Here is a 24,929-nt window from a genome sequence, read left to right on the forward strand (position 1 = left end):
GGAGCCGGGCTTCCTGGGAGGAGCCGCAGCCTATCGCGCGCCCTTACCCGGATCAGGTGAGCGGCACGCGGGTCCAACGGCTTGTGCCCGGCCGGTGGTCGGGGCAGGGTGGGGGCCATGGACGTGATCGTGGTCGGCGGCGGCATCGTGGGGGCCGGCGCGGCGTTCCACCTGACGAAGAAGGGCGTGTCCACGGCGCTGGTGGACGCCTCCCACCCGGGGCAGGCCACCGCAGCGGGGACGGGCATCGTCTTCCCCTGGCCCTTCCCCTGGGACTCACCCGCCGAGCAGGCGTTCAAGGCCGCCGCGGCGGCGCACTACCCACGCTTGATGACCGAACTGGTCGAGGATGGACACGACCCCGGCTTCGAGGTGGTCGGTGGGTTGTCGGTAGACCGAGAGGGCGACGACGCCGGATTCAAGCTGTTCAGCACGCTCTCGCAACGCTCGGAGTTCGCCACCATGGGACGGGTGGAGCGCCTGGCCGCGGGGGAGCCGCGCGAGCGTTTCCCCCTGATACCGGCCGACTACGGCGGGGTCCACATCGAGGGCATGGCCCGGGTGAACGGCCACTCCGCGAGGTCGGCGCTGTTCGACGCAGCCGAGGAGCGGGGCCTGCGTCACTACAAGGGCGACGCGCGCCTGCTGTGGAACGGTGAGCGGGTGACGGGTGTGGGGGTGGGCTCCGAGGAGTTGACGGCGAACACGGTGATCGTAGCGGCCGGGGCGTGGTCGGCGGACCTGCTGGCGGGGGTCGGGGTAGGGGTGGGCGTGCGTCCGGTGCGCGGACAGTCGACGCACTTCGCCCTTCCCGGGCACCGCACCCGCTCCTGGCCGGTGGTGCGGTTCGGAGAACGCGACTACTTCGTGAGCGCCGCCGCCCCCGACCGAGTGATCACCGCCGGCACCTGGGAGCCCGAGGCGGGGTTCGACCATCGGGTGACGGCCTCGGGGCTGCTGGGCAACCTGTCCACTGCCCTGGAGGTCCTGCCGGAGTTGGCCGAGGCGACCGTGGTCGAGACCCGGGTGGGGTTCCGTCCGGGCACCCACGACGGCGCGCAGCTGTTGGGGCCGATCGAAGGGCTACCCGGGGTGCTGGTGGCCACCGGCCTGGGTTCGCAGGGGCTGACCTTCGGGCCGTTCCAGGGGACGGTCGCCGCCCGGCTGGCGATGGGGGAGGACCCGGGCCTGGACCTGTCGGACTTCGTTCCCGACCGGACGCAACAACCGGGCTGAGTGATCATTTCTTAGCGGCGCAGCCCCCGGCTTCAGCCGTGGGGAGGAAATCAACGGGGCCGGGTTTTGAGTAGGTGTACTCAAGCCCGACGGTCGGGTGTTCACACACCATGGAAGGCATGAACACACCCCCGCCCCCACCCCGGTCCACCTCCCAGTTCTACCTCCAGTCGATCGTCGCCTTCGCGGTGTCCACCGTCGGTGTCGGCGCCGGAATCATCTTCTTGCCCGTCGACCTGTGGATGCGCGCTTTCCTGGGCATGAGCGTGCTGTTCGTGATCACGTCCGCGTTCACCCTGGCCAAGTGCGTACGGGACCGCCAGGACGACGAGATCGCGGCCGAGCAGGCGCAGCTGTACCAGCAGATGCCGATCTGGCAGCCGGACCCCGCCCAGCAGCGTGGTTGAGAGGTCCGAGTGGTGGGCACCGTGGGGAAACCGCGGTGCCCACCTGTGTGTCCTGGGAGGGGGCACCCACAAGGACCGCCGGTGAGATCACCATCAGGCAGGTCAGGACCACCCTCTGCACGGTTATGGAAAGTATTCGTAGTAAATCCCCGCAGTCTGCTGAAGGCCAAACATCGGAGCGTGTTCGGCCACGTCAGCGTTGCGCTCTCGCATGCCCTGGACCCGTTGGGCACCGTGGTGCCCAACGGGCACTCAGGTGTGCCCGGGGAAGGAGCTCCAAGTGAGCCATGCCAGCACGGGAGGGGTGGGCCACCAGGACGGTGGTGCCAACCTCGCCCACGTGACCATGATCGCGGCGGCCGCCGCGATGGGCGGTTTCCTGTTCGGTTACGACAGCGCCGTCATCAACGGCGCCGTCGACGCCATCCAGGAACGCTTCCAGGTGGGTCCGGGGGTCCTCGGCTTCACCATCGCCGCAGCTCTGCTCGGATGCGTGGTGGGCGCGGGCACGGCCGGCAACATCGCCGACCGTCTCGGCCGTATCCGCGTCATGCAGATCGCCGGCGTCCTCTTCGCGATCAGCGCGATCGGCTCGGCGCTGCCCTTCAGTGTGTGGGACCTGACCGCCTGGCGGATCGTGGGCGGTGTGGCCATCGGCATGGCCTCGGTGATCGCGCCCACCTACATCGCCGAGGTCTCCCCCGCGGCCTACCGCGGTCGTCTGGCCTCACTGCAACAGCTGGCCATCGTGCTGGGCATCGCCGCCTCCCAACTGGTCAACTACGCCATCGCCGCGGGAGCCGGTGGCAGCGCGCACAACCCGATCGGACCGATCCAGGCCTGGCAGTGGATGCTGGCCGTGGAGGCACTGCCGGCCCTGGTCTACCTGGGGCTGAGCCTGGTCATCCCAGAATCGCCCCGATACCTGGTGCGGGTCGGCAAGACCGACCAGGCCCGCAAGATCCTGGCCGAGGTCGAGGGCGGTGGAGACGACCGCATCGACGGGCGCATCAACGAGATCCGTGAGGCGTTGGGCTCGGAGGTGCGGCCCAAACTGCGCGACCTGACCGGACGCTATGGCCTGCTGCCCATCGTGTGGATCGGCATGGCGGTCTCCGCCTTCCAACAGCTGGTGGGCATCAACGTCATCTTCTACTACTCCAGCTCGCTGTGGCAGTCGGTCGGTGTGGCGGAGTCCGACTCCCTGTTGTTGAGCCTGTTCACCTCGATCGTCAACATCGTGGGCACCGTGATCGCGATCATGCTGGTGGACAAGATCGGCCGCAAGCCGTTGTTGCTGACCGGTTCGGCCGGTATGACGGTGGCGCTGGCCAGTGCGGCCTTCGCCTTCAGCAACGCCCGGGTGGAGGGCGACGAGGTCACCTTGGCCTTCGGGTGGGCCGCGACGGCGCTGGTCGCCGCGAGTTCGTTCGTGCTCTTCTTCGCCCTGTCATGGGGTGTGGTGGTGTGGGTGCTGTTGGGGGAGATGTTCCCGCTGCGCATCCGCGCGGCCGCCATGGGCGTGGCCACCGCCACCCAGTGGTTGGCCAACTGGCTGGTCACCGTCAGCTTCCCCTCGCTGCGCGACTGGAACCTGTCGGGGGCGTACCTGATGTACGCGGCGTTCGCGCTGATCTCGTTCTTCCTGGTGCTCAAGTTCGTCGAAGAGACCAAGGGCAAGACCCTGGAGGAGATGCGGGGCTGAGGCGCGCGGCCCGATCCGGTGCGATGACGGGGGTGACCGAACATCGGTCACCCCCTCGCGCATCACTCGAAACGGCGACCCCCGGACTGTTAGCGTGGGTGCCGTGGGCAGTACGGAACCACCCGCGGCCTGGGACTTCGCCACGGCCGCACCAAACAGCGCTCCAGGGGTGGCCTCGATGGTCGGCTACCGAGGGCTCGACGTGCCCGACACCGTCCACCTCGGTCTTCCCTCCGCGACGCTCACGTTCATCCTGAGCCTGGACGAGGGGGTGGAGGCCGCCCGAACCCCGGAGGGACTGGCCAAGGCCCGCCCCAACCCGGTGATCCTCGGTGGGCTGCATGTGAGGGCCGGCCATGTTCGCCAACGCCCCGGCCAGGCCGGGGTCCAGATCGCGGTGCACCCACTGAGCTCCCGGGCACTGTTCGGTGTCCCCAGCGCGGAGCTGGACGTACACGACTTCGACGGGGCCGACTTCCTGGGCCGTGAAGGATCACAGGTCCTGGACCGGCTGTCCGGGAGCCGGGGCTGGGACGAGGCCTTCACGCTGGTGCGCCACCACCTGGTCCGGCGCTACCGCGACCTGGAGGTGGCCGCCCCGCCCGCCGCGCTCGTGCACGCCTGGACGTTGCTGGAACGTACCCGGGGGAGGATCCCCATCGGCGCGCTCGCCCGGCAGGTCGGGGTGAGCACACGTCACCTGGGCAACCTCTTCCACAACGAGTGCGGACGTTCCCCGAAGACGGTGGCCCGGTTGATGCGCTTCGAACACGCCCGGGCCAGGATCGCCGAAAGCGTCAAGACCACCGGGCGCGCCTCCCTCGCCGAGGTCGCCGCCCAGGCCGGTTTCAGTGACCAGGCCCACCTGAGCAGGGAGTTCGTTGGTTTCACCGGCCTGTCCCCGGGTGCCTGGTCGGCCGGGGAGTTCCGAAACATTCAAGACGGAGCCCACACGCCTGGAGCACAGTGGGCCCCATGAGCGAGAACAATCCGAGCGTGTGGGTGACCCTACAGGCCACCGACGCACCCAAGCTGATCGACTACTACGTCGAGACCTTCGGTTTCGTGGTCGCCGCCCGGTACGGCGAAGGCGAGATCGTCCACCACGCACAGCTCAACTGGCCCGAGGGCCGGGGCGGGTTGATGCTGGGCAGTCACCAGCCCGGCAGGGAGTACACCCGCGAGCCCGGGACCATGGGCGCCTACGTCGTCACCACCGACCCCGACGCCCTCTTCGAGCGGGTGAGGGCGCGGGGCGCCGACGTCACGAGGCCCCTGGCCGACACCGACTACGGATCCCGCGAGTTCACGGTTCGCGACCCCGAGGGCAACCTGTGGTCCTTCGGCACCTACCCGGGCGAGCCCGTGCCCTGACCCAACACCGCCCGAGTGTCGCGGTGTCCTGACCGGGCACCGCGACACTCGGGCGTGTGAGCGCCGGCCTCACCGTCAGCCCTGTTCGGGCTCACGGCCCTCCAACAGGTCGTGGACCTGCTCGGCGGTGGTCTCGTGTAGTTCCTCGTCCAGGAACAGCCAGCGGGTGATCCCCACCGACTCCAGGAACGGCAGGTCGTGCGAGGCCACCAACAGGGCGCCCTCGTAGGCGGACAGGGCACCGGTCAGCTGCCGGACACTGGACACGTCCAGGTTGTTGGTGGGCTCGTCCAACATCAACAGTTGTGGGGCCGGAGCGGCCAGCATGGTCATGGCCAGGCTCGCCCGGAAGCGTTCCCCGCCCGAGAGTGTGCCGGCCGGTTGCGCGGCACGCGCCCCCCGGAAGAGGAACTTGGCCAACCGGGCGCGGATGTGCTGCCCCGACACACCGGGTGCGGCCTCGGCGACGTTGTCGACCACCGACCGTTCCTCGTCCAACAGGTCCAGGCGCTGGGGCAGGAATCGCAGCGGCACCATCACCTTCGCCTCACCCTCCAACGGGTCGAGCAGCCCGGCCAGGGTGCGCAACAGGGAGGTCTTGCCCGCACCGTTGCGGCCCACCAGGGCGATCCGTTCGGGGCCGCTCACCAACAGGTCCGCGCCGCGCAACCGGCCATGGGCCGGACGCAACCCCCTGACGCGCACCACGTCTCGCCCGTTGGGTACGGCGGTGTGCGGCAACTCCACCCTGATCTCGGCGTCGTCGCGGACCGCTTCGGCGGCCTCATCCTTGCGTTCGCGTGCCTCTTGGAGGCGGTCCTCGTGCGTCCCCTTGAGTTTTCCCGCCGACTCCTGGGCGGCCCGCTTCAGAGCACCTTGGACGATCTTGGGGATCCCCTTCTCCGCGGCGGCCTTCTTCGCGGTGCGTTGACGTCGTGCCAGCTTGATCTGGGTCTGGGCGAGCTCCTTCTTCTGTTTGCGCACGTCGGACTCGGCCGCGCGCAGGGTCCGCTCGGCGGCCTCCTGTTGGACGCCCAGGGCCTCCTGGTAGGCCGACCATCCGCCGCCGTACCAGGTGACCTCGCCCTTGCGCAGTTCGGCGGTGCGGTCCACGCGCTCCAGCAGGTCCAGGTCGTGGCTGACCACGATCAGGGTTCCCGAGCGCCAAGAGTCCACGGCCTCGTACAAGCGCCGGCGGGCGAACAGGTCCAGGTTGTTGGTGGGCTCGTCCAGCAACAACACGTCGGGGCGTTCCATGAGGAGTGCGGCCAGGCGCAGCAGGACGGTCTCCCCACCGGAGAGTTCGCCGACGGTGCGGTCCAGACCGATGCCGTCCAACCCCAGCGTTCCCAGGGTGGCCAGTGCGCGCTCCTCCACGTCCCAGTCCTCACCGATGACCTCGAAGTTGGCTTCGGAGGCGTCGCCGGACTCGATGGCGTTGAGCGCGGCGCGTTTGTCCGCGATGCCCAGGGCGTGGTCGACGGTCGGTTCGGTGTCGAGCGTGATGTTCTGCGGCAGGTAGGCCAGGCGACCGTGGACGGTCACCGAGCCGCGGGCCGGGCGCAGGTGTCCGGCCAGGAGCTTGAGCAGGGTGGACTTGCCCGAACCATTGGCACCGACCAGGCCGATGCGCCCTCGGCCCGTGGACAGGGACAATCCGTCGAAGACGGTGGTGCCCTCCGGCCAGCCGAAGGTCAGGTCGGAACAGGCCACCGAGACGTCGGTGGTGACGGGTTGAGACATGGTTTTCTCTCGCAGTCGGAAGCGTTGTGGAAAAGGGCTTCGTATGCGAGCACCACGCGGCCTGGGGCCGGGCAGAAGGTGGAAGAGGTCCTGTGGAACGGGGACGGCTCATGCACCGAGGTTGCAACCACGCTGAATAGACGGCCAAGGGCCGTACCGCGTGATGATCGCGAACCTCAGATGCGCAACGTCCACCTCATTCGTCGACGACAGGACGTTCGTACCTTACCCATCCGCCGGTGGGTGTCAACCGTTTTCGCGGTGGCGGATGGGTCCTCAGCGTTCCAGGTCGATCTTGCGCTGTAGGAACTCCTCACGATCGATCTCGCCCCTGGCGTAGCGCAACCGCAGCTCGTTCTCGGCCGCGTCCAAGGGTGGGGGAGCGGGCGGGTGCGGACGCGTGCGCGCGGCCCGCCTGGACTGGTGATGTTGGGTGACCCGCCCGACCTCTCCGACGGTGAGTACGAAGAAGAAGGCCAGCGGCAGGATGATCAGGATCATGATCATCGCGGTGAAGACGGCCATGTGCCACTCCCTGGTCCGCACGAGGGGCCGGACCCCTCGTCCTCTTCTTCCTGTGTACCCGGACAGGGGGCGGCGCACCAGGGGTCGGCGGGATCTGTGGACAACCGACACCGCGCGCAGGTGACGACATCGACCGCCGTAACCTGGAATGTCGCAATCCGGCCGCACCGGCCGCGAACACCGCGCCGATTGAGAACGCCGCGCCTACTGAGAACGAAAGGGCGGGATGCGGGTCCTCCTCGTGGACAACCACGACTCCTACACATTCAACGTCTTCCAGCTCCTGGCCCGTGTCCTGGGCCAAGAGCCGCTGGTGTTGACCAACGACGACCCCGACTGGGCCGGGTTCGACCCGGGCACGGTGGACGCCGTGGTCGTCTCACCGGGCCCCGGGCGCCCGCAGACCACCCGTGACCTGGGCCGGGTCCCCGACCTTTTGGCCCACTCCCACCTGCCGGTGTTGGGGGTGTGCCTGGGTCATCAGGCCATCGCCCACCTGGCCGGAGCCTCGGTCGATTCCGCGCCCCAGCCCCGACATGGTCATCTGAGCCGGGTCCGACACGACGGCCACGGGCTCTTCAGCGGCATCGCGCAGGACTTCACCGCCGTGCGCTACCACTCCCTGGCCGTGGCCGACCCCCCGCCGACCACGTTGAGGGTCACCGCGCGGGCCGAAGACGGCGTGATCATGGGGCTGGCGCACCGTGAACTGCCTCGGTGGGGGGTGCAGTTCCATCCCGAGTCGGTGGCCGGTGAACACGGCGCGGAGTTGGTGGCCAACTTCCTGGACCTGGCCCGCCCGTACACACGCTCGCGAACCCTCCCCATACCGCCGTCACCCGCGCTTGAGCCTCGACGGCCCACCCATGGCGTCGAACACGTGGTGGCCGAAGTCAATCGGGCGGTCGACACCGAAAAGGCCTTCGTCCACCTGTACGCCGACGCCGAGTACGCGTTCTGGCTGGACAGCTCCCGGCCCGAGGGGGCGGCCCGGTTCTCCTTCCTGGGCGCACCCCAAGGCCCCACCGCCGAGGTGCTCACCTACGACGTGGGAAGGGAGGGCGTCCGTGTGCGCGACGCCCACGGAACCCGCACCGAACCGGGCACCGTCTTCGAGGCCCTGGAGCGCCGCACCGGAGCCGCCCCCTCCCAGCACGGACTGCCCTTCGACTTCACCGGCGGCTACGTGGGCTACCTGGGCTACGAACTCAAGGCACACACCGGGGGAGAACGCACCCACAGCGCACCCACCCCGGACGCGGTGTGGATGCGCTGCGATCGTTTCGTGGCAGTGGACCACCACCGGGGACGCACCTACGTGGTGTGCGCCGACGGGGCACCCGACGCCCGCTCCTGGGTGGAGCGCACCCGCACGGAGCTGCTCGACCTTCCAGACCCGCCCCGACCCTCGCCGTCCGCCGACCCCGTGGACCTGCCCGCCCTGCTGGAGCGCCCCCACGCCGGATACGTCGACGATGTCAAGGAGTGCCTGGCCCACCTCACCCAGGGCGAAAGCTACGAGATCTGTCTGACCAACCGGGTCCGCCTGCCCGACCAGGGCGAGGACCTGGACTTCTACCGAAGGCTGCGCGCGGCCAACCCCGCCCCCTACGCCGCCTACCTGCGCCTGGGCGAGGTGAGCGTGCTCAGCGCCTCCCCCGAACGCTTCCTGCGTGTCGACTCCGACCGTGTGGCCGAGAGCCGACCCATCAAGGGCACCGCGCCGCGTCACCCCGACCCGCGGGTCGACGCGCGTGTCGTCGAGCGGCTGCGCACCGACGCCAAGACCCGTGCCGAGAACCTGATGATCGTGGACCTGCTCCGCAACGACCTGGGGCGGGTGTGCGAGGTGGGTTCGGTGCGGGTGCCGGCGTTCATGTACACCGAGTCCCACACCACCGTGCACCAGCTCGTCTCCACCATCGAGGGCCGACTCCGGCCGGAGGTGTCGACGATGGCGGCGGTGCGCGCCTGCTTCCCCGGCGGCTCGATGACGGGCGCGCCCAAGGTGCGCACCATGCGGATCATCGACCGGCTGGAGTCCTCGGCGCGCGGGGTGTACTCCGGGGCGCTGGGGTATGTGTCGCACTCCGGTGAGGCGGATCTGAGCATCGTCATCCGCACGGCCGTGCGCGCCGGCGGGGAACTGACCATCGGGGCGGGCGGGGCGATCGTATTGGACTCGGATCCGGAGGAGGAGTACGAGGAGATGCTGTTGAAGGCCCGGGTCCCGGCCCGCGGCCAGTGAGGACACGCTGCCGCGCCTGGCCGCCCGGCCGGAACAGGCCCGCCCCGGGCCGCCCGCCGCCGTCCCACCGGGGTGCCCTTGCCCGCCTCGCTCAACTCCTCCGACGAAGCAGCGTCGTAAGGACCGCGGCAGCCCAGGCCCATCGCGCACGTGTTCGGTGGTGGGGTTCGGTGCGTTCGACACCGGGTGGTGTGTCCATACACCCCGGTCTTCGCCGGGCACCCCGAGCACGCCTCCCGCAGACAGGGGATCATGCGTGGACACCTCCCCCACGCGGGGGAGACCTCGGTCCGGCCCAGGACGTTCAGGCGTTCTCGGCGACCAGGACGATCTTGCCGGTGGTGTGCCCCTTCTCGCCCAGGGCGTGCGCCTTGGCCGCCTGGTCCATCGGGAAGGTCGCCTCCACGTGCGGTCGCAGGGCGCCCCGCGCCACCAGGTCGGCGATGGCGCGCATCCCCTCGTGGTCGGCCTCCACCAACATCGTCTTCGCCCGCACGCCCAGCCTTTCGACCTTGGCCGCCTCGTCGGGGTCCTGGCCGGGCAGCAGCGAGACCAGGACTCCACCCGGGCGCAGCAGGTCCAGGGAACGGGCTCGGGTCTGGCCCGAAACCGGGTCCAGGACCACGTCCACCTCCTCGACCACCTCGGCGAAGTCGACCTCGCGATAGTCCACGACCTCGTCCGCGCCCAACTCGCGCAGGAAGTCGTGCTTGGGCGCGCTCGCGGTGCCGATGACGTGCGCCCCGTGCGCCTTGGCGATCTGTACGCCCAAATGGCCCACCCCGCCGGCGGCCGCGTGCACCAGCACCCGCTGCCCGGCACCGACGCGGGCGGTGTCGACCAATGCCTGGTGGGCGGTCAACGCGGCCAACGGCAGCGCCCCGGCCCGGACATGGTCGATCTCGGAGGGCTTGTGGGTGAAGGCACGCGCCGGACCCAGCGCGTACTCGGCGTGCGAACCCACCCCGTGCGGGTAGGGCAACATCCCGAAGACCTCCTCACCGGGCTCGAACAGGGTGACGCCATAGCCCACCCGTTCGACCACACCGGAGACGTCCCAACCCAGGACGAGGGGAAGCCGGTTCAAGAACACGCCTTGGGCGCGATGCTTCCAGTCGGTGGGATTGACCCCGGCGGCCCGGACCGCGACCAGGATCTGCCCCGGCCCGGGGTCGGGCCGAGGCACCCTGGTCCACTCCAGCACCTCGGGGCCGCCATAGATGCTCTGTCTGTTGGCGAACATGGTCGCCGTGGTGTGCTCGCTCATGTTCCCCAGACTGCCCGAACGCACCCGCGCGAACACCATGACCTTGATCTCCGGCGATCCCATTGGCCATCGATGGGCCCGCACCGCTACGTTCGGGAATCCGTGGCACAACCGCCCGAACCACACACCAGAACACACGTTCGGAAGAGTGCGAGCAACCATGCCCAAGTCCAAGATCCTGTTCGTGATGACCGGCGTCGACCACTGGACCCTGGCCGACGGAACCCGACACCCCACCGGTTTCTGGGCCGAGGAGGCCGTGGCCCCCTACGAGATCCTCACCGAGGCCGGATACCAGGTCGTCGTGGCCACCCCCGGAGGGGTCGAACCCACCGTCGATGAGGCCAGTCTGACCGCCGACGCCAACGGTGGCGTGGAGGGCGCCGAGCGCGTCGCCTCCACCCTGGCGTCCATGACGGAGTTGGGCGCACCGATCCGACTGGAGGAGGTCGACCTGGACGACTACGACGCCGTCTACTACCCCGGTGGGCACGGACCCATGGAGGACCTGGCGGTCGACTCGGTCTCCGGTGACCTGCTCACCGCCGCCCTGGAGTCGGGCAAACCGCTGGGCGTGGTCTGCCACGCCCCGGCCGCGTTCTTGGCCGCCGAGCGCCCCGATGGCACCAACACCTTCGCCGGCTACCGGGCGGCGGCCTTCACCAACGCCGAGGAGACCCAGGCCGGCCTGGCGGACAAGGCTCGCTGGTTGTTGCAGGACCGCCTCACCGAGGCCGGCGTCCAGGTCGAGGAGGGTGAACCGTGGGCGCCCCACGTCGTGGTCGACCGCACCCTGGTCACCGGCCAGAACCCGGCCTCCTCCGCGCCCTTGGCCCGAAAGCTGCTCGAACGCCTGAGCTGAGGGCGCCCACCCGCGCCGAAGCGGAACGGGAAGCCAAGAGGATGCCCTGGCGCGCCCACGCCCGGCGGCCAGGGCATCGGCCCGGTCCATCCACCCACGAAGCGCCGATCGACGTGGGAGGACGGGCCAGGCCAGGAGGAAGGGTCAAGGATGGGCCCGTGTGATGGCCAGAGAGGCACTGCGATCGTGCGTGGACACCCAGGCCACCCCGCAGGTGAAGGGCATCTCCACACACCCCTTGGACAGGCAGGGCGCCCAGGAACGACGGCGGGGGACCAACGGTTGGGCGGCCACGCATTCGGGGTCGGTCTCGACCGGGCCCAGGGTCGCCAGCAGCGCGTGTGCCCGGTAGGAGCCGAATGCGGCCACCGCACGGTCGCGCAACCGTTGTTCCAGCACCGGGCCCAGCCCGTCCCGAAAGACCTGTTCCTCGGAGAAGGTCACCACGGCCAGGTCCAGGGCGGCGCGCTGATCCCGCGTCAGGTCCGGGTTGGCCAGGTCGAAACGGCGCAGGTGTTCGGCCCACAGGTCGCGTCGTTGTTCGGGGGAGAGTTCGGCGAAGATCAACCTGCGTCGCACCAGGGGATGGACGGCGAACTCGTCGAAGTCGGTGGGCAGCCGGGAACGGTGCTCCTCCACCCACTCGCGGGCCAGCGCCTGGTCCGAGCGGGCCAGGTCCGGAGTACGCCGGGCCAGGGTCAGATCCCACACGGCGCGCAGTCCGGCGACCACCCGCCCCCACCGGTGGTGGTCCTCATGGGGCGCCCGCCGGCTGCGACCGAGTTCGCCCAGGACCTCCACGACCCGCAGGCTCGCCCGCGCACCCAGCCCGCGCACCAGCGGCGCGATCATCGCCGCCCCGCGCCAACAGCGCACCCGCCGCCCGTACCTGCAGATCAGTGTGGGCACCCACGGGGCCGTCGGTCCCCACTGCCTGGCCCGCCAGGCCCGCACGTCGGTGTGGGTGAGCGGCAGGGTCTCCAACCTGCCCGCCGAGGCCCTCGCCACCGCGGTGGAGATACTCGCGCACCGCTCACACGAGGAGTCGAACGCCAACACGTACCGAACCCGAACGTCGTCCATCTGCTCCCTTCCTAGCGTCACCTCACAGTCTTGTGGCCAGGAAGGCCGCTTGGTGCAGGTTTTCGGAACTCGACTTCGACAATCGATAACGCCTCAAGTGCAAAACGGCGCGAACTCGGACCAATTCGCGCTCGTTCTGTTCTCGAGAGAATGATTTTCCGAGTTACGGTCGGTCCCTGGATCCCCGACCGGCACAGTGCGAAATCCAGTGGCGCCCGAACGTGCCCCGCACCCACCTCGGGCGCACACCTCACCTGAACCGTCGGGGAGGTCGCCGGGCCCCGGGTTCGTGGAGGCGGGCTAATCGGGTCGAGGGCGGGACCGGTCATGCCACCACGGGGAAACGCCGGACGTTCCGACTCCGTCCAACCGCACCCGAAGCACCGGCATCTCCGGAGCCCGAGATCCTGACCCGAGGAGGCACCGCCCGCACCCGCGGAATCCGCCCCGCGCCGTCTTATGAACGGAACGGCGTCGTCCACGGGCGACGGCGCGGAAATCGTGGCGCCGAAGCGGTACACGATACGGTTACGGGCATGGGGCACACACCGGCACGGCCGTCCACATCGGCCGAGGACTACGTGAAGGTCATCTACGACCTCCAGGAGCGCGGCACCGGACCGGTGACCATCTCCGGGATGGCCGAGCGGCTGGCGGTGTCCAACTCCTCGGTTTCGGGGATGCTGCGCAAGCTCAACGAACTCGGGTTCGTCCAACACCAGCGCTACGGCAACGTGAGCCTGACCGAGGTCGGAACCAAGGCCGCCTTGGCGGTACTGCGCCGGCACCGACTGCTGGAGACCTACCTGGTGGCCGAGCTGGGCTACTCCTGGGACGAGGTGCACGACGAGGCCGAAATCCTCGAACACGTGGTCTCGGACAAGTTCGTCGACCGCATCGCCTCCCACCTGGGAGATCCGGTGGTGGACCCGCACGGTGACCCCATCCCCACCCGCGAGGGCACCATCGTCCAGCGCGAGACGGTGTTGTTGTCGGAGGCCGAGGCCGACACCCAAGGGGTGATCGTGCGGGTCAACGACATCGACCCCGAACTGCTGCGCTACCTGGCCGACATCGACCTCGGCATCGGCATGCGCGTCACCGTGGTCGAGCGCCAACCCTTCGCCGGCTCGATCCAGATCTCGGTGCGCCCGGAGAAGGGCGGCCAGGAACGCGACCAGGCCCTGGGGCTGGTCGCGGCCGAAGCCCTGTGGATCAGTCCCGAGGACTGACCGCACCGAACTCCGTCGCGCCCCGATCGTTTCGTCCTCGACGACCCGCGAAGCGCGAGAAACCCCGGTCCGTCGAACGATCGTCGGGGTAGGAACCCGCCCACACGAGTGAAGGGGACGCGATGGGCGGACAGACACACGGGGTCCGATTGGGCGCGATCGAGAAGACGCTGTTGTGGACCGTCTACATCAAGGTCCTGGACTTTCGGAACGACCCACCGTTGCTGGGCGACGTCTGGGCAGTGGACGTCTTCGACCGCCTGGAGTTCGACCGGCGCGTCTTGTGGGGTGTGGGCGGAGACCGCAACCTCGTACTCCTCAGGGCCCGACGCATCGACGAACGGGCACGCCGCTGGATGGCCGAGAACCCCGGGGGCACCGTGCTGCACCTGGCCTGTGGCCTGGACGCGCGGGCCCTGCGCCTGGGGGTGCCGACGGGCGGCCGCTGGTTCGACCTGGACCTGCCCAACGTGGTCGAACTACGGCAAGGGCTACTGCCCGAACCCCAGGGCTATCACCTGCTGTCCGGTTCGGTCACCGAGCCCGACTGGGCGGGTGATGTCCCCTCCGACGCACCGGTGCTGATCATCGCCGAGGGCCTGATCGAATACCTGCCACCGGACCGGACACGACAGTTGCTCGACCGGTTGGTCGAGCACTTCCCCCTGGGTGGGGAGATCGTCTTCGACACGGTCCCCGGGTGGGTGAGTGCGACGGCCCGTGCCCACGGCGTGGCCATGTTCGGCATGAACGACCCCCGCACCCCCGAACGGTGGAACCCCGGGTTGCGCTTGGTGGGGGAGTATCCGCTCGTGGCCGAGTACGCCGACGTCCCCGAGTGGGGTTACCGAACCATGTACCGGGCGTTCAACGCCTGGGGTCCCACACGTGCGTCGATGCGTGTGTCCCATTACAGGTTCTGAACGGGCGATCGCCGACGGAGCCGGGGCCGTCCCGGCCCAGACCGCCGGAGCGCACGGGGTCGGACGCAAGATCCCGCCCGACCCCGGATCGGGTGCGATCTAGGCCAGGGGGTGGGCGCCGGGTTCGCCGGACTCGATGACGAACCGTGCCCGGTCACGGATCGGGGCATCCGGTTCACTCACCCGGTCCACCACCCGGTAGTCGGCCGTCCACTCGGTGGGGGTGACGGTGTTGCGCACGTATCCGCGTTTGCGGTTGATGAACTTGATGTGGGGGTTCTCCCGCAGCTGGACCGCGTCACCCGGGTTGTTCTGTTCGACGCCGTCGCGGCCGCTGGTGAAGGACGTCCCCACCAGTTCGGTGGCCACCGTCGCCGAGTCGGGGTCGTCGAAGTCGGCTTTGACGTCGACCACGTAATTGGCGTGCACGTCCCCGGTGAGCACCACGGCGTTGCCCACCTCGGCCAGTTCATCGCGCACCGCGTCGCGTTCGAACCGGTAATTGTCCCAGGCGTCGTCGCTGAAGTCGGTGAGCGCGCCCTCGGCGAAGTCGCGCTGGGAGAAGAACACCTGCTGGGCCAACACGTTCCAGGTGGCGGTGGAATCGCCCAGCCCCTGGGAGAGCCAACGTCGCTGGTCGGCGCCCAGCATGCTGCGGTCGGGGTCCCCGCGCTCCTCATCCGCCACCTGCACGTCCCGGTACTGGCGGGTGTCCAGCAGGTGCATGTCGACCAGGTTTCCGAACACGAGCCGGCGGTACAGGTGCAGGTCGGGTCCAGCAGGGCGTTGGGCTGCGCGCAGGGGCATGTGCTCATAGTAGGCCTTCAGCGCGTTCTCTCGGCGCCGCATGAACTCCTCGGGCGGGACGTCCTCCCCGTAGGAGGTGTCGTCGGCCCAGTTGTTCTCGAGTTCGTGGTCGTCGAAGACCACCGCCCAGGGGAAGGCCGCGTGTGCGGCCTGAAGGTCGTGGTCGGTCTTGTACTGGGCGTGCCGCAGACGGTACTCGGCCAGGGAACGCACCTCCACCGGGGGCAGGTGGCCGCGACCGATATCGCCCTGGTCCTCGGTCTCGTAGATGTAGTCGCCGAGGAAGGCCACCAGGTCCAGGTCCTCCTGGGCCAGATGGGCCTGGGCCGTGTAGTGCCCTTGTGCGTAGCTCTGGCAGCTGGCGATGGCGAACGCGAAGTGGTTCAGGCGAGCGCCCGGGGCCGGGGCGGTGCGGGTGCGTCCCACGGGGCTGATCTCACCGCCGACGCGGAACCGGTAGAAGTAGTCGGCGCGAGGACGCAGGCCCTGTGCCTCCACGTGCACGGAGTGGGCCTGATCGGGGCCGGTCTCCACCGTTCCGGCGGCGACCGTACGAGAGAAGTTCTCGTCCTGGGAGATCTGCCATTGGACCTCGACCACACGGTCGGGCATGCCGCCCAGGCCGTCCTCGGCCAGGGGGTCGGGGGCCAGTCGAGTCCATAGGACGACGCTGTCGTGGAAGGGGTCGCCGGAGGCGACTCCCAGGGTGAAGGGGTCGGAGATCATGGGGCCTCGGGGGGTCGAGGTGGCCGCTGACGCGGATGACGCACCGAGGGTCGTACCCAGCGCCGCGGCACCCAACGTGACGGCTCCCATGAGCGCCTGCCGTCGGGTCGCCATCACACCTGGTTCGGGGGAGGAAACGGAAGGGGTACTGAAGTGGGGGGTATCCGGCATGCGAGGGCTCCTGGGGGCATCGGGGGAAAAGGACCGTTGACCATCTCGCCACGAGTCCGGGAAGGTTCCCACCACCGGAGAATGAACATCTGGCGACCTTCCGTATTCATCATGTGACTTAAAGTAACGATCTTGGTCCGCAGGATCCTCAATGCCCCTCGTCCTCATGGGAGCCCTTTCGTGGGATACACGCTCGAAGCCGTCATCGCCGATGCCGCGCTGATACGCGAGGCGACGGTCGACCTACCCCGAGCCCAACGATTCGGACTATTGCAGGGGTTGGCCCTGGTTCCGTTGACCGACGCGCTACACGATTCCGGGCCTTTGGGCGAGCGTCCCTTTCGCGAGTTCCACCTGTTGCCCGCGTGGCTGTCACGATGGGCGACCGAGTGGTCGCGTGGCGGGCCCCTCGCCTATGTGGAGATCGACTCCTTCGGCGGAGCCATGACCCAGGCGGCCGCCGTGTGGGAGCACGGCGAGCTCACCCTGGGACCGTTGCGCGTGGGCGCGGACGAACCGGCTCCCGCCGACGGATTCCTGCTCTCCCGCACTCTGCGCCGATTGGGCGTGATCGTGGGCCCCCACGACCGGGACGAGTTCACCGCCGTGGGGTTGGGCGCCCACCGCCACACCGAGGACTGGGCCGAACACGCCTCCGACTGAGCCGGGTCAGTCGACGCGGATGACGTGCTTGCCCCGCACGCCCCCGGCCTCCAACGCCCGATGGGCGGCGGCGACGTCGTCGAGTTCGTACACGGTGTCCACCACCGGACGCACCCGTCCTCCCTCGACCAAGCCCGCGAGTTCGCTCAGCAACGGCCGCTTGGGGTTGCCGCTGAAGAAGCGCACCCTCCCACGCCCGTACACGATCGAACCCACGATGTGGCCCAGGTCGCGCACCGCACCGAAAACGATGGCCACCATCCGCCCACGCGGAGCGAGCAGGGCCCGGTAGGCGGGCACGTCGGTGCCCACACAGTCGATGATCACGTCGAAGGAGCCCAGGTCGGCGGGGCCGTGCGCATGATGGTCCAAGGCGACGTCGGCGCCCAGTCCACGCACGAAGTCCAGGTTGGCCTCCCGAGCCAGGGCCGTGACGTGCGCGCCCCGGGCCTTGGCCAACTGCACCACCACGCTCCCGACCCCTCCCGCGGCGCCGCGCACCAGCACACGCTCATTCGCGCGTAGGCGCGCGTGGTCGCGTAGCGCGGTAATGCCGGTGGTGCCACCCGCGAGCAGGGTGACCGCCTCGACCGGATCCAGATCGGCCGGGGCGGGGGAGAGTCGGCCCGGATCGACCACCACGTACTCGGCGTTGGACTCGGTGGCCAGGCGCGGCAGGGCACCCCACACCCGTTCCCCCACGGTCACGGTGGAGATCTTCGCGCCCCTGGCGACGACCTCGCCGACGAAGTCGATCCCGAGGGTCTTGGGGAACCGTCGACCGCCCAGGAGGGCGAGCTCACCCGATCGCATGCGCAGCTCACCACCGTTGACACTCGTCGCACGCACCCGCACCAGGACCTGGTGCGGGGACGGTTCGGGCCGTGGCACGGTGGTCACGTACAGCACCTCCGGAGGGCCGTAACGGTCGTAGCGGGCCATGCGCATGCGTTCCAAGATCGTCCCCGTTTCCTCTTGCGGCGGGCGGCTCGCACCGCCGTCGTCAAAGGTAACGACCGAAATGGAGTAGGCCCTCCGGTTAACGCTAAAGTGGGAGACATGACGACCGGATCCTCTCGGAAACCTCGTACCGACGCGCTGCACAACCGCCGCCGTGTCCTGGACAGCGCGCACACGATCTTCGCCGAGCAGGGCATGGAAGCGTCCATGACCGCCATCGCCCGCCGGGCCGGGGTCGGCGTCGCCACGCTCTACCGGCACTTCCCCACCAAGTCGGAACTGCTCGCCGAGGTCTCCCGCGACCAGGTCGCCGAATGCGTGGCGGTGATCGACGACGCCTTGGCCGACCCCGATCCCTGGCGGGGCTTCACCACCGTGATCGAGAAGACATGCGTCATGCAGGCCACGGACCGCGGCTTGAGCGCGATCTTCCTGGAGGTCCTGCCCGACCCGGCGCTCTTCGAGGCCGAGCGGATCCGCGCCGAGAACGGCTTCGCCGAACTCGCCCGCCGGGCCAAGGACGCCGGGCGGCTGCGCCCCGACTTCGTCCGGGACGACCTCACCCTGGTCATGATGGCCAACAGGGGGATCACGGCCGCCACCGAAGCCCAGGCCATGGCCGCCTCTCGCCGGCTGAGCACCTACCTGATCCAGGCCTTCGAGGCCCGACCCGGGCGAGCGCCCCTGCCTCCGGTGCCACGTCTGGGGCCGCACCCGGACCTGCCCACCGGCCGCTGACGTCGCAAGGGCCTTGGCCCACGGGTCGAGAATCCACTCGCGCCGAACCGATCCACTGTTCTAGCCTGGTGACATGCGCAAGCGATGTTAAGTCATAGCCAGAGGTCGATCCGCGGCGAACGTCCGAGGACCGCCGGACGCACCGAACGCATCCGGTGTCCCCGACCCGTTCGACGGAAAAGGCCTCCATGACCACCGTGAACCCACGTGTGCCCCGCACGCGTCTGATCCGGCTGACCTGGCCGGTCTACGGCTACGCCTTCTTCGAGGAGTTCATCCTCCTCTACCCGCTCTACGCCCTGCTGTTCGCCGAGAACGGCCTGACGGTCACCCACATCAGCGCGCTGTTCGTGCTGTGGTCCCTGACCTCGGTGCTGTTGACCGTGCCGGCCGGTGCCCTGGCCGATCTGGTGCCGCGCCGCCACCTGCTGGCGACCGCCCCGCTTCTGACCGGATCCGCGTTCGCGCTGTGGTTGCTCCTACCCTCCCCGTGGGCGTTCGCCCTGGGGTTCGTGCTCTGGGGCGCGGCCGGAGCCTTGTCCTCCGGCGCCTTCGAGGCACTGGTGTACACCGAACTCGACCACCGCGGGGGGACCGACGCCTATCCCCGCGTGATGGGCCTGACCCGGGCCCTGGGTGTGGCCGCGGTGGGCGTGGCCACCCTGGTGGCCGTTCCCGCCATGACCCATGGCGGCTACATGGTCATCGGCCTGGCCAGCGTGGCCGCCTGTCTGCTGTGTTCGGTGTGCGCTTTGGCCCTGCCCGAACATCGCGTGCGTGAGCGCGACCCCGGCGACGAACCGGGCTACCTCCAGACCCTGCGCTCAGGCCTGGCCGAGGTACGCCACAACCCTGGGGTGCGTCCGGCATTGCTGTTGGTGGTGCTGGTCAGCGCCTTTTGGGGGGCTTTGGAGGAGTACGTTCCACTGCTGGCCCGTGACGCGGGGGTCCCCGCGCAATCGGTGCCGTTGGTGGTGCTGGTGGTGTGGGTCGGGGTGACCCTGGGAGGTCTCTCCGCCGGCCCCCTCTCCCGACTCCCCGGCCGGGCTCTGGCCGCGCTGATGACCCTGGCCTCGGTGGCCATCGCGGCCGGAGCCCTGTTCACCGGCCCGGCGGGTTGGGCGCTGCTCGGTTTCGGATTCGGGGTGTGCCAGGCGATGATGGTGGTGGCCGATGCCCGTCTACAAGAGAGCATCACCGGCCCCGGCCGAGCCACGGTCACCTCGTTGGCGGACCTTGGCACCGAGACCCTCGGCATCACCACGTTCCTGGTGTACGCGGGGGTGTTCACCGCCATGGGTCACGGCGCGGCCTTCGCCCTTTTCGCCGTGCACCACCTGCTCGCCGCCCTGCTCCTGGCCCGTCGAGACGACTGAAAGCCGATCCTACGAAGTTCTGTACAGATTTTCCCGTTCCTTGGGACTTCCGTCCGAACTCGAACGCTCCGACGAGCGTCTCCCCAGGTGCCGGGGCGTTCGCGCTCCGGTCACCGGTACGAGTGGCAAGGCCCACCGTGCCGCACCATGCCCGAGGACGGCGGGCCGTGGTGCACGGGCCGTAGGTGTCGAGGGACCACCTACGGCCCGCCGTTTTTCAAGGTGCACCCTATTGCTCCCCTTGACCCGATGAATAACATCGATTGTTGTGGCTCACCAGATGACGAACACCGCGAACCAGGACGACCTGGACACCGCGTCCGTGCGCGGAATCAGCGTCGGTTACACCGATCGTGGGGCGGGATGCCCCGTGCTGTTCCTGCACGGGCACCCCTTCGATCGGACGATGTGGGAACCCCAGGTCCGAGCGCTGGCCGGACGTGGTTATCGAACCATCGTTCCCGACCTGCGTGGCTACGGCAGCTCCACGGTCGTGCCGGGGGTCACCCCCCTGGACGTCTTCGCGCGGGACATGGCCGCGCTGCTCGACCACCTGGGGTTGGACGTGGTCAACGTCGTGGGTGTGTCCATGGGCGGCCAGGTCGCCTTGGAGATGTGCCGCCTCTTCCCCGACCGGGTCGACTCCCTGACCCTGGTGGCCACCAACCCCCTGCCCGAGACCGAACAGGGCCGCCTGGCCCGTGAGCGGCTGGCCGCACGGCTGCGCGAGGAGGGCATGCGCGGCTACGCCGACGACATGCTCGTGGGCATGATGACCGCCGACAACGTCCGTGACCTGCCCGCGGTCGCCGACCACGTGCGCGACATGATGTGCGCCGCACCTCCCGAGGGCGTGGCCGCCGCCCAACTGGGTCGGGCCCGGCGCCCCGACCACACCCCGCTGCTCAGGCACATCTCCGCCCCCACCCTGCTCGTGGTGGGCCAACACGACGGATTCACCCCGCCCAAGGGCGCCGAACTCATGCACGTGCGCGTCCCGGACTCGATCATGGAGATCATCGAAGGGGCCGGTCACCTTCCCAACCTGGAGCGCGCCGGCCGCTTCAACGAGGTACTGCGGCGCTTCCTCGAACAGAACCGCCTGCGCCCTCGCCCCTCCGGGGTCGGCTGAGCGCGTCCCCGACCACCCCGGACGGAAGACCACCCCAGAGCGGGCGCACACATGTACACGCCCGGATCAGACCTTCTCCACCGGCATCCACAGCTCCCCGGAGACCAGGCCCTCCTCCTGCTCGTCGTAGTCCAGCTTCAGCATGTCCGGCCCCTGCCCGTGCTGGTAGGCGGGGTTGGAGGGGAACCACTCGGAGAAGGCGTACAACCAGATCCGCTGGATCTGCTCGGGGAAGGTGTACCGCTCGAAGGGGAAGACCACCCAGGTGCCCGCCGGCACCCGCAGTGACTCCATCCCCTCGGGAACCTCCGTGGCGAAGGTGGCGGCTCCCTGGTAGTAGTCGATGGCGCTTCCCTCCCCACGACCCGGCTCCAGAGCGTGGGTCACACCCAGCGTCCCGCTCGGTTCCTGGTCGGACAGTTCCTCGATCCTCTCGTGGGTGGCCTCGTCGATGCCCTTGACGAACTCGATCATGGCCTCGTTGGGCCCCTCGGAGACCAGCGGTACCCGTGCCCTTGGTCCGGTGACGGCGAACGCGTCCTTGTCGACGATCCGATAGCGCATGATGGTGTTCCCTTCGATGGTCAGGTGGAAGGTCAATCGCGATTGGGAGCCGAGCACGGCGCCGCCGCGGCGAACCTCGCCAGGGCCGACCCCGTGCACGGACCGGAACGCCCGACCGAACGCCTCGGCCGAGCCGTAGCCGTAACGCACCGCGATGTCGAGCAAGGTGTCCCTGCCCTGGATCACCTCGGCCCCGGCCAGGGTCAGGCGTCGCCGGCGCACGTACTCCGAGATCGGCATCCCCGACAGCGCCGAGAACATCCGTCGGAAGTGCTGCTCGGAGACGAACACCGAACGCGCCATCGCGGCCACGTCCACGGGCTCGCCCAGGTCTCTTTCGACCCGCTCCAGCGCCTCGTTCAACCGGTCCAGCATCGGTTCCTCCCTTGCTCGCACCCCCAAGTTACGGACGCCCCACCCACTCCGACCCGACAGTTGCGGTGCGGCTTCGATCGGGTCGAGGCACGCTCCGCACCGCCGTTTCCGCCCACGGGAAAAGGACCTGTCCGGCCCACCGACCCTGTGCCAGTCTGATCGGCGACCCCCTCATCGAAGGACTCCATGACCGAAAAGCCGATCCGAACCGGTGCCGAACATTCCCCCCGCCAACCCCTGGGCCGCCGATTCGGCATGCTCCTGGGCGCCATGGGCCTGGGCAACCTGGGCGATGGGATCGCGGTGGTGGCGCTGCCCTGGTACGCCGCCACCCTCACCGACGACCCCTTCCAGGTGGCGCTGGTGGGTGCCGCCACCCGCCTGCCCTGGCTGTTGTTCGCCCTGATCGCCGGGGTGGTGGGCGACCGGGTCGACCGCCGCCGACTGATGGTGGCCGCGGCGGGCGTCAAGACGGTACTGCTGGTGGGACTGACCACCACGATCGCCCTGGGTGCGGGCTCGATCCCGTTGCTGGTCGGCGTCGCGCTGCTGGTGGGTACCTGCGAAGTGTTCTTCGACAACACCGCGCAGGCCATGGTGCCCACCCTGGTCCCCCATCAACGGTTGGAGCGGGCCAACGGCCACCTGCAGGGAGTGGAGCGGGTGCTCAACAAGTTCCTGGGCGCCCCGATCGCCGGCATGCTGCTGGCCGCTTCCACCGCCTGGGCCTTCGGCGCGCAGGCCGCGCTCATCCTGTCGGCCCTGGTCTGTCTGCTGGGTCTGAGCGGCGATCACCGCCCGGCGACGGACGGACGGCGACGCCCCGGAATTCGCGTCATGCTGGGCGAAGGACTGTCGTGGTTGTGGCACCACCCGGTGCTGCGCTTGACAGCCCTGGTCAGTGGGGCCTCCAACCTGGCCGCGGCGATGATGGCGGCGGTCCTGGTGCTCTTCGCCCAGGACGTGCTGGGGGTGGGGCCCCAGGGCTACGGGTTGTTGATGACCGTGACCGCGGTGGGCGCCGTCCTGGGCGCACTGGTGGTGCCCTCCTTCTCCCACCGGGTACACCCGGCCACCGCCCTGGCCGTGGTCCTGGTGATCCTGGGCACGACCGCTCTGACCGTGGGGCTCACGCGCGACGTTCCGATGTTCGTGCTCTGCTACCTGTTCACCGGGTTCGCCGCCACTTGGTGGAACATCACGCTGATCAGCCTCTTCCAACGTCTGACCCCCGACCGGCTGCGTTCACGGGCCTTCAGCGCCCACCGGACCCTGTCGTGGGGGATGCTCTCGATCGGCATGGCCCTGGGCGGCGCACTCGCCTCCGCCCTGGAAGGGACGTTGGGTCGCGAATGGGCCCTGGCAGTCCCCTACCTGGTGGCGGGAACGATCGGTCTGATCCTGGCCGTGGTCGCCATTCTGAGGCTCACACGGGGAGTGATCGACCGAGCGCTGGACGAAGTCGAACCGGCCTGACTTAGGACGAACAGGAAAAGACTGGAAATCTCCGGGCAACTTCCGTGTCTGATTCGACGTGGCGCCCTTTCGGAAACCACCATGGACCTTCAGGATCGTCGACAGGCCGACCCCGAGAAGGAGGTGGGCGGGGCGGGGGTACACGCGTCCCGCGAACTTGATGGATCTTGGTTTTCTGCGACCTCTGTACGAGAGCGACGGCCCCGTGGCATCGGTGCACCTGGACACCAGCCGGGACACCACCGACGCCGACAAGAAGATCGATCTGCGCTGGCGCCACCTACGCGAGGAACTGGCGGCGCTGGGCACCGACGAGGCCACCCTCGACGTCCTGGAAGAGGCCATCGGGGAGGGAAACTCCCGCGCCTACGGCGACCACGGCCAGGCGGCCTACGCCTCCCAAGGACGACTCTTGGGCGAGTACACGCTGACCTCGCCACCCGGGCAGGACCGCGCCTCGTTCCTTCCGGTCCCCGACGCCCTTCCACTGGCCATCGACCGCGGCCGCCGGCGGCCCTACGTCCTGGTGGCCCTGGACCGGGTCAAGGCCAAGGTGTACGCCTACGCCGGCCATCCCACCGAAGGGCCCGTCCTCGAATCCGAGAACGTCGGCGAGAACATGCAGAACATCGACGGGGCCACCCGGATCTTCCCCGGTCAGCGCGGGGACGCGGGTGGACGCCGAGCCGACACCGGCACCGCTCAGGACATCTGGCGTGAGAACGCCGTAGGGGTCGCCGAACTGGTCCGCAAGGCCGTGGCCAAGGTCGGGGCCCAGGCCATCATCGTGGGCGGAGACGACGAGGCCATCGCCTACCTGCGCGACAACCTCGGCCCGCGGCAACTCACCATCCCCATCAGGGTGGTGGCCGGTGGCCGCGGAGGAATCGACGCGGAGGAGCGCCTGCAGGAGAGCGCTGAGGAATGCCTGCGCGAACTGGTGCAGCAGGAACAGGAACAGACCATCGACGACTACCACCGCAAACTCGCCCACGACCAGGCGGTTCGCGGCACCACCCCCACCCTGCCGATGCTGTCGGAGGGCCGGGTGGACACCCTGCTACTGGGAGCCGACAGGGAGGACGAACCACACCTGTGGGGCTCGACCACCTCCCCGATCCTGGTGGACACCTCACCCCGGGGCCTGGACGATCCGAACTCCGGTTTCCAGGCGCCGGCCAGCGCCCTGATGCTGCGCTCGGCGGTGATGTCGGACGCCCGGTTCAGTGAGCTGCTGGAGGAGGGCGAACCCAGCGGCGAGGCCGGGGCCACCCTGCGATTCCCCAAGTAACCGCCACCGACCGACACCGTGCCCCGCTCCCACCCAAGGGGAGCG

At 69.2% G+C, this 24,929-nt stretch carries 22 protein-coding genes; 15 read left to right on the plus strand and 7 right to left on the minus strand.

Going from position 1 to position 24,929, the window contains the following annotated elements; translation table 11 throughout:
* Positions 1–117: 117 nt before the first annotated feature.
* The 5 genes from ABZ717_RS19920 (at position 118) to ABZ717_RS19940 (ending at position 4,722) form a co-directional block, all read left to right on the plus strand.
* A complete protein-coding gene (locus ABZ717_RS19920) occupies positions 118–1,236 on the plus strand; it encodes an FAD-dependent oxidoreductase (RefSeq protein WP_358512680.1) in 1,119 nt (372 codons plus the stop codon).
* Between the two features lie 119 nt (positions 1,237–1,355).
* Positions 1,356–1,643 carry a YiaA/YiaB family inner membrane protein gene (locus ABZ717_RS19925; RefSeq protein ID WP_358512683.1) on the plus strand — a complete coding sequence of 96 codons (288 nt, stop codon included), beginning with the start codon at positions 1,356–1,358 and terminating at the stop codon, positions 1,641–1,643.
* A gap of 280 nt (positions 1,644–1,923) precedes the next feature.
* Entirely contained in the window at positions 1,924–3,348 is a 1,425-nt protein-coding gene (locus tag ABZ717_RS19930) for a sugar porter family MFS transporter (RefSeq protein ID WP_358512685.1), read from the plus strand.
* Positions 3,349–3,451: 103 nt separating this feature from the next.
* Entirely contained in the window at positions 3,452–4,327 is an 876-nt protein-coding gene (locus tag ABZ717_RS19935) for a helix-turn-helix domain-containing protein (RefSeq protein WP_358512688.1), read from the plus strand.
* Positions 4,324–4,722 (plus strand): VOC family protein, encoded by a 399-nt coding sequence (locus tag ABZ717_RS19940; protein WP_358512691.1) that lies wholly within the window; start codon positions 4,324–4,326, stop codon positions 4,720–4,722. Before ABZ717_RS19935 ends, ABZ717_RS19940 begins: the two co-directional genes overlap by 4 nt.
* Before the next feature lie 75 nt (positions 4,723–4,797).
* Here the strand turns inward: ABZ717_RS19940 and ABZ717_RS19945 are convergent, their stop codons facing one another.
* Both ABZ717_RS19945 and ABZ717_RS19950 read right to left on the minus strand, forming a co-directional pair.
* Positions 4,798–6,465, minus strand: a complete 1,668-nt coding sequence (locus tag ABZ717_RS19945) for an ABC-F family ATP-binding cassette domain-containing protein (protein ID WP_358512694.1) — start codon at positions 6,463–6,465, stop codon at positions 4,798–4,800.
* Between the two features lie 276 nt (positions 6,466–6,741).
* Positions 6,742–6,990: an SHOCT domain-containing protein gene (locus ABZ717_RS19950; protein ID WP_358512697.1), complete on the minus strand. Its 249-nt coding sequence runs from the start codon at positions 6,988–6,990 to the stop codon at positions 6,742–6,744.
* Between the two features lie 226 nt (positions 6,991–7,216).
* On the opposite strand from ABZ717_RS19950, the gene pabB reads away from it, so the two are divergent.
* Positions 7,217–9,238, plus strand: a complete 2,022-nt coding sequence (pabB, locus tag ABZ717_RS19955; protein ID WP_358512700.1) for an aminodeoxychorismate synthase component I — start codon at positions 7,217–7,219, stop codon at positions 9,236–9,238.
* 304 nt (positions 9,239–9,542) lie between these two features.
* Here pabB and ABZ717_RS19960 read toward each other — a convergent pair whose 3' ends face one another.
* Positions 9,543–10,481 carry an NADP-dependent oxidoreductase gene (locus ABZ717_RS19960; protein ID WP_358512757.1) on the minus strand — a complete coding sequence of 313 codons (939 nt, stop codon included), beginning with the start codon at positions 10,479–10,481 and terminating at the stop codon, positions 9,543–9,545.
* Between the two features lie 184 nt (positions 10,482–10,665).
* Between ABZ717_RS19960 and ABZ717_RS19965 the strand changes: the two genes are divergently transcribed.
* On the plus strand, positions 10,666–11,367 hold the full coding sequence (locus tag ABZ717_RS19965) for a type 1 glutamine amidotransferase domain-containing protein (protein WP_358512703.1): 702 nt from the start codon (positions 10,666–10,668) through the stop codon (positions 11,365–11,367).
* Between the two features lie 144 nt (positions 11,368–11,511).
* Here the strand turns inward: ABZ717_RS19965 and ABZ717_RS19970 are convergent, their stop codons facing one another.
* Positions 11,512–12,450 carry a bacteriocin fulvocin C-related protein gene (locus tag ABZ717_RS19970; RefSeq protein WP_358512706.1) on the minus strand — a complete coding sequence of 313 codons (939 nt, stop codon included), beginning with the start codon at positions 12,448–12,450 and terminating at the stop codon, positions 11,512–11,514.
* 536 nt (positions 12,451–12,986) lie between these two features.
* Here ABZ717_RS19970 and ABZ717_RS19975 point away from each other — a divergent pair.
* The gene (locus ABZ717_RS19975) at positions 12,987–13,682 is read left to right on the plus strand and encodes a metal-dependent transcriptional regulator (RefSeq protein WP_358512709.1); all 696 of its coding nucleotides are present in this window, start codon (positions 12,987–12,989) and stop codon (positions 13,680–13,682) included.
* Between the two features lie 122 nt (positions 13,683–13,804).
* Positions 13,805–14,605, plus strand: coding sequence for a class I SAM-dependent methyltransferase (locus ABZ717_RS19980; protein WP_358512712.1), 801 nt, complete (start codon positions 13,805–13,807; stop codon positions 14,603–14,605).
* A 99-nt stretch (positions 14,606–14,704) separates the two neighbouring features.
* Here ABZ717_RS19980 and ABZ717_RS19985 read toward each other — a convergent pair whose 3' ends face one another.
* Positions 14,705–16,309, minus strand: a complete 1,605-nt coding sequence (locus ABZ717_RS19985) for an alkaline phosphatase D family protein (protein WP_358512715.1) — start codon at positions 16,307–16,309, stop codon at positions 14,705–14,707.
* 180 nt (positions 16,310–16,489) lie between these two features.
* Here ABZ717_RS19985 and ABZ717_RS19990 point away from each other — a divergent pair, with 180 nt between their 5' ends.
* A complete protein-coding gene (locus ABZ717_RS19990; RefSeq protein WP_358512717.1) occupies positions 16,490–16,972 on the plus strand; it encodes a hypothetical protein in 483 nt (160 codons plus the stop codon).
* A 6-nt stretch (positions 16,973–16,978) separates the two neighbouring features.
* On the opposite strand, the gene ABZ717_RS19995 is transcribed toward ABZ717_RS19990, so the two are convergent.
* The gene (locus tag ABZ717_RS19995) at positions 16,979–17,920 is read right to left on the minus strand and encodes an NAD(P)-dependent alcohol dehydrogenase (RefSeq protein ID WP_358512759.1); all 942 of its coding nucleotides are present in this window, start codon (positions 17,918–17,920) and stop codon (positions 16,979–16,981) included.
* Positions 17,921–18,031: 111 nt separating this feature from the next.
* Between ABZ717_RS19995 and ABZ717_RS20000 the strand changes: the two genes are divergently transcribed.
* The 3 genes from ABZ717_RS20000 (at position 18,032) to ABZ717_RS20010 (ending at position 21,178) form a co-directional block, all read left to right on the plus strand.
* Positions 18,032–18,670 carry a helix-turn-helix domain-containing protein gene (locus ABZ717_RS20000; protein WP_358512720.1) on the plus strand — a complete coding sequence of 213 codons (639 nt, stop codon included), beginning with the start codon at positions 18,032–18,034 and terminating at the stop codon, positions 18,668–18,670.
* Positions 18,671–18,858: 188 nt separating this feature from the next.
* On the plus strand, positions 18,859–20,046 hold the full coding sequence (locus ABZ717_RS20005) for an MFS transporter (RefSeq protein WP_358512723.1): 1,188 nt from the start codon (positions 18,859–18,861) through the stop codon (positions 20,044–20,046).
* 280 nt (positions 20,047–20,326) lie between these two features.
* Positions 20,327–21,178 carry an alpha/beta fold hydrolase gene (locus ABZ717_RS20010; protein WP_358512726.1) on the plus strand — a complete coding sequence of 284 codons (852 nt, stop codon included), beginning with the start codon at positions 20,327–20,329 and terminating at the stop codon, positions 21,176–21,178.
* Positions 21,179–21,244: 66 nt separating this feature from the next.
* On the opposite strand, the gene ABZ717_RS20015 is transcribed toward ABZ717_RS20010, so the two are convergent.
* Positions 21,245–22,117 (minus strand): helix-turn-helix domain-containing protein, encoded by an 873-nt coding sequence (locus ABZ717_RS20015; protein WP_358512729.1) that lies wholly within the window; start codon positions 22,115–22,117, stop codon positions 21,245–21,247.
* A 186-nt stretch (positions 22,118–22,303) separates the two neighbouring features.
* Here ABZ717_RS20015 and ABZ717_RS20020 point away from each other — a divergent pair, with 186 nt between their 5' ends.
* Positions 22,304–23,593: an MFS transporter gene (locus tag ABZ717_RS20020; protein WP_358512732.1), complete on the plus strand. Its 1,290-nt coding sequence runs from the start codon at positions 22,304–22,306 to the stop codon at positions 23,591–23,593.
* A gap of 160 nt (positions 23,594–23,753) precedes the next feature.
* A complete protein-coding gene (locus ABZ717_RS20025) occupies positions 23,754–24,884 on the plus strand; it encodes a hypothetical protein (RefSeq protein WP_358512735.1) in 1,131 nt (376 codons plus the stop codon).
* Positions 24,885–24,929 lie beyond the last annotated feature (45 nt).

The organism is Nocardiopsis sp. NPDC006832 (genome assembly GCF_040635885.1).
GTDB lineage: Bacteria > Actinomycetota > Actinomycetes > Streptosporangiales > Streptosporangiaceae > Nocardiopsis.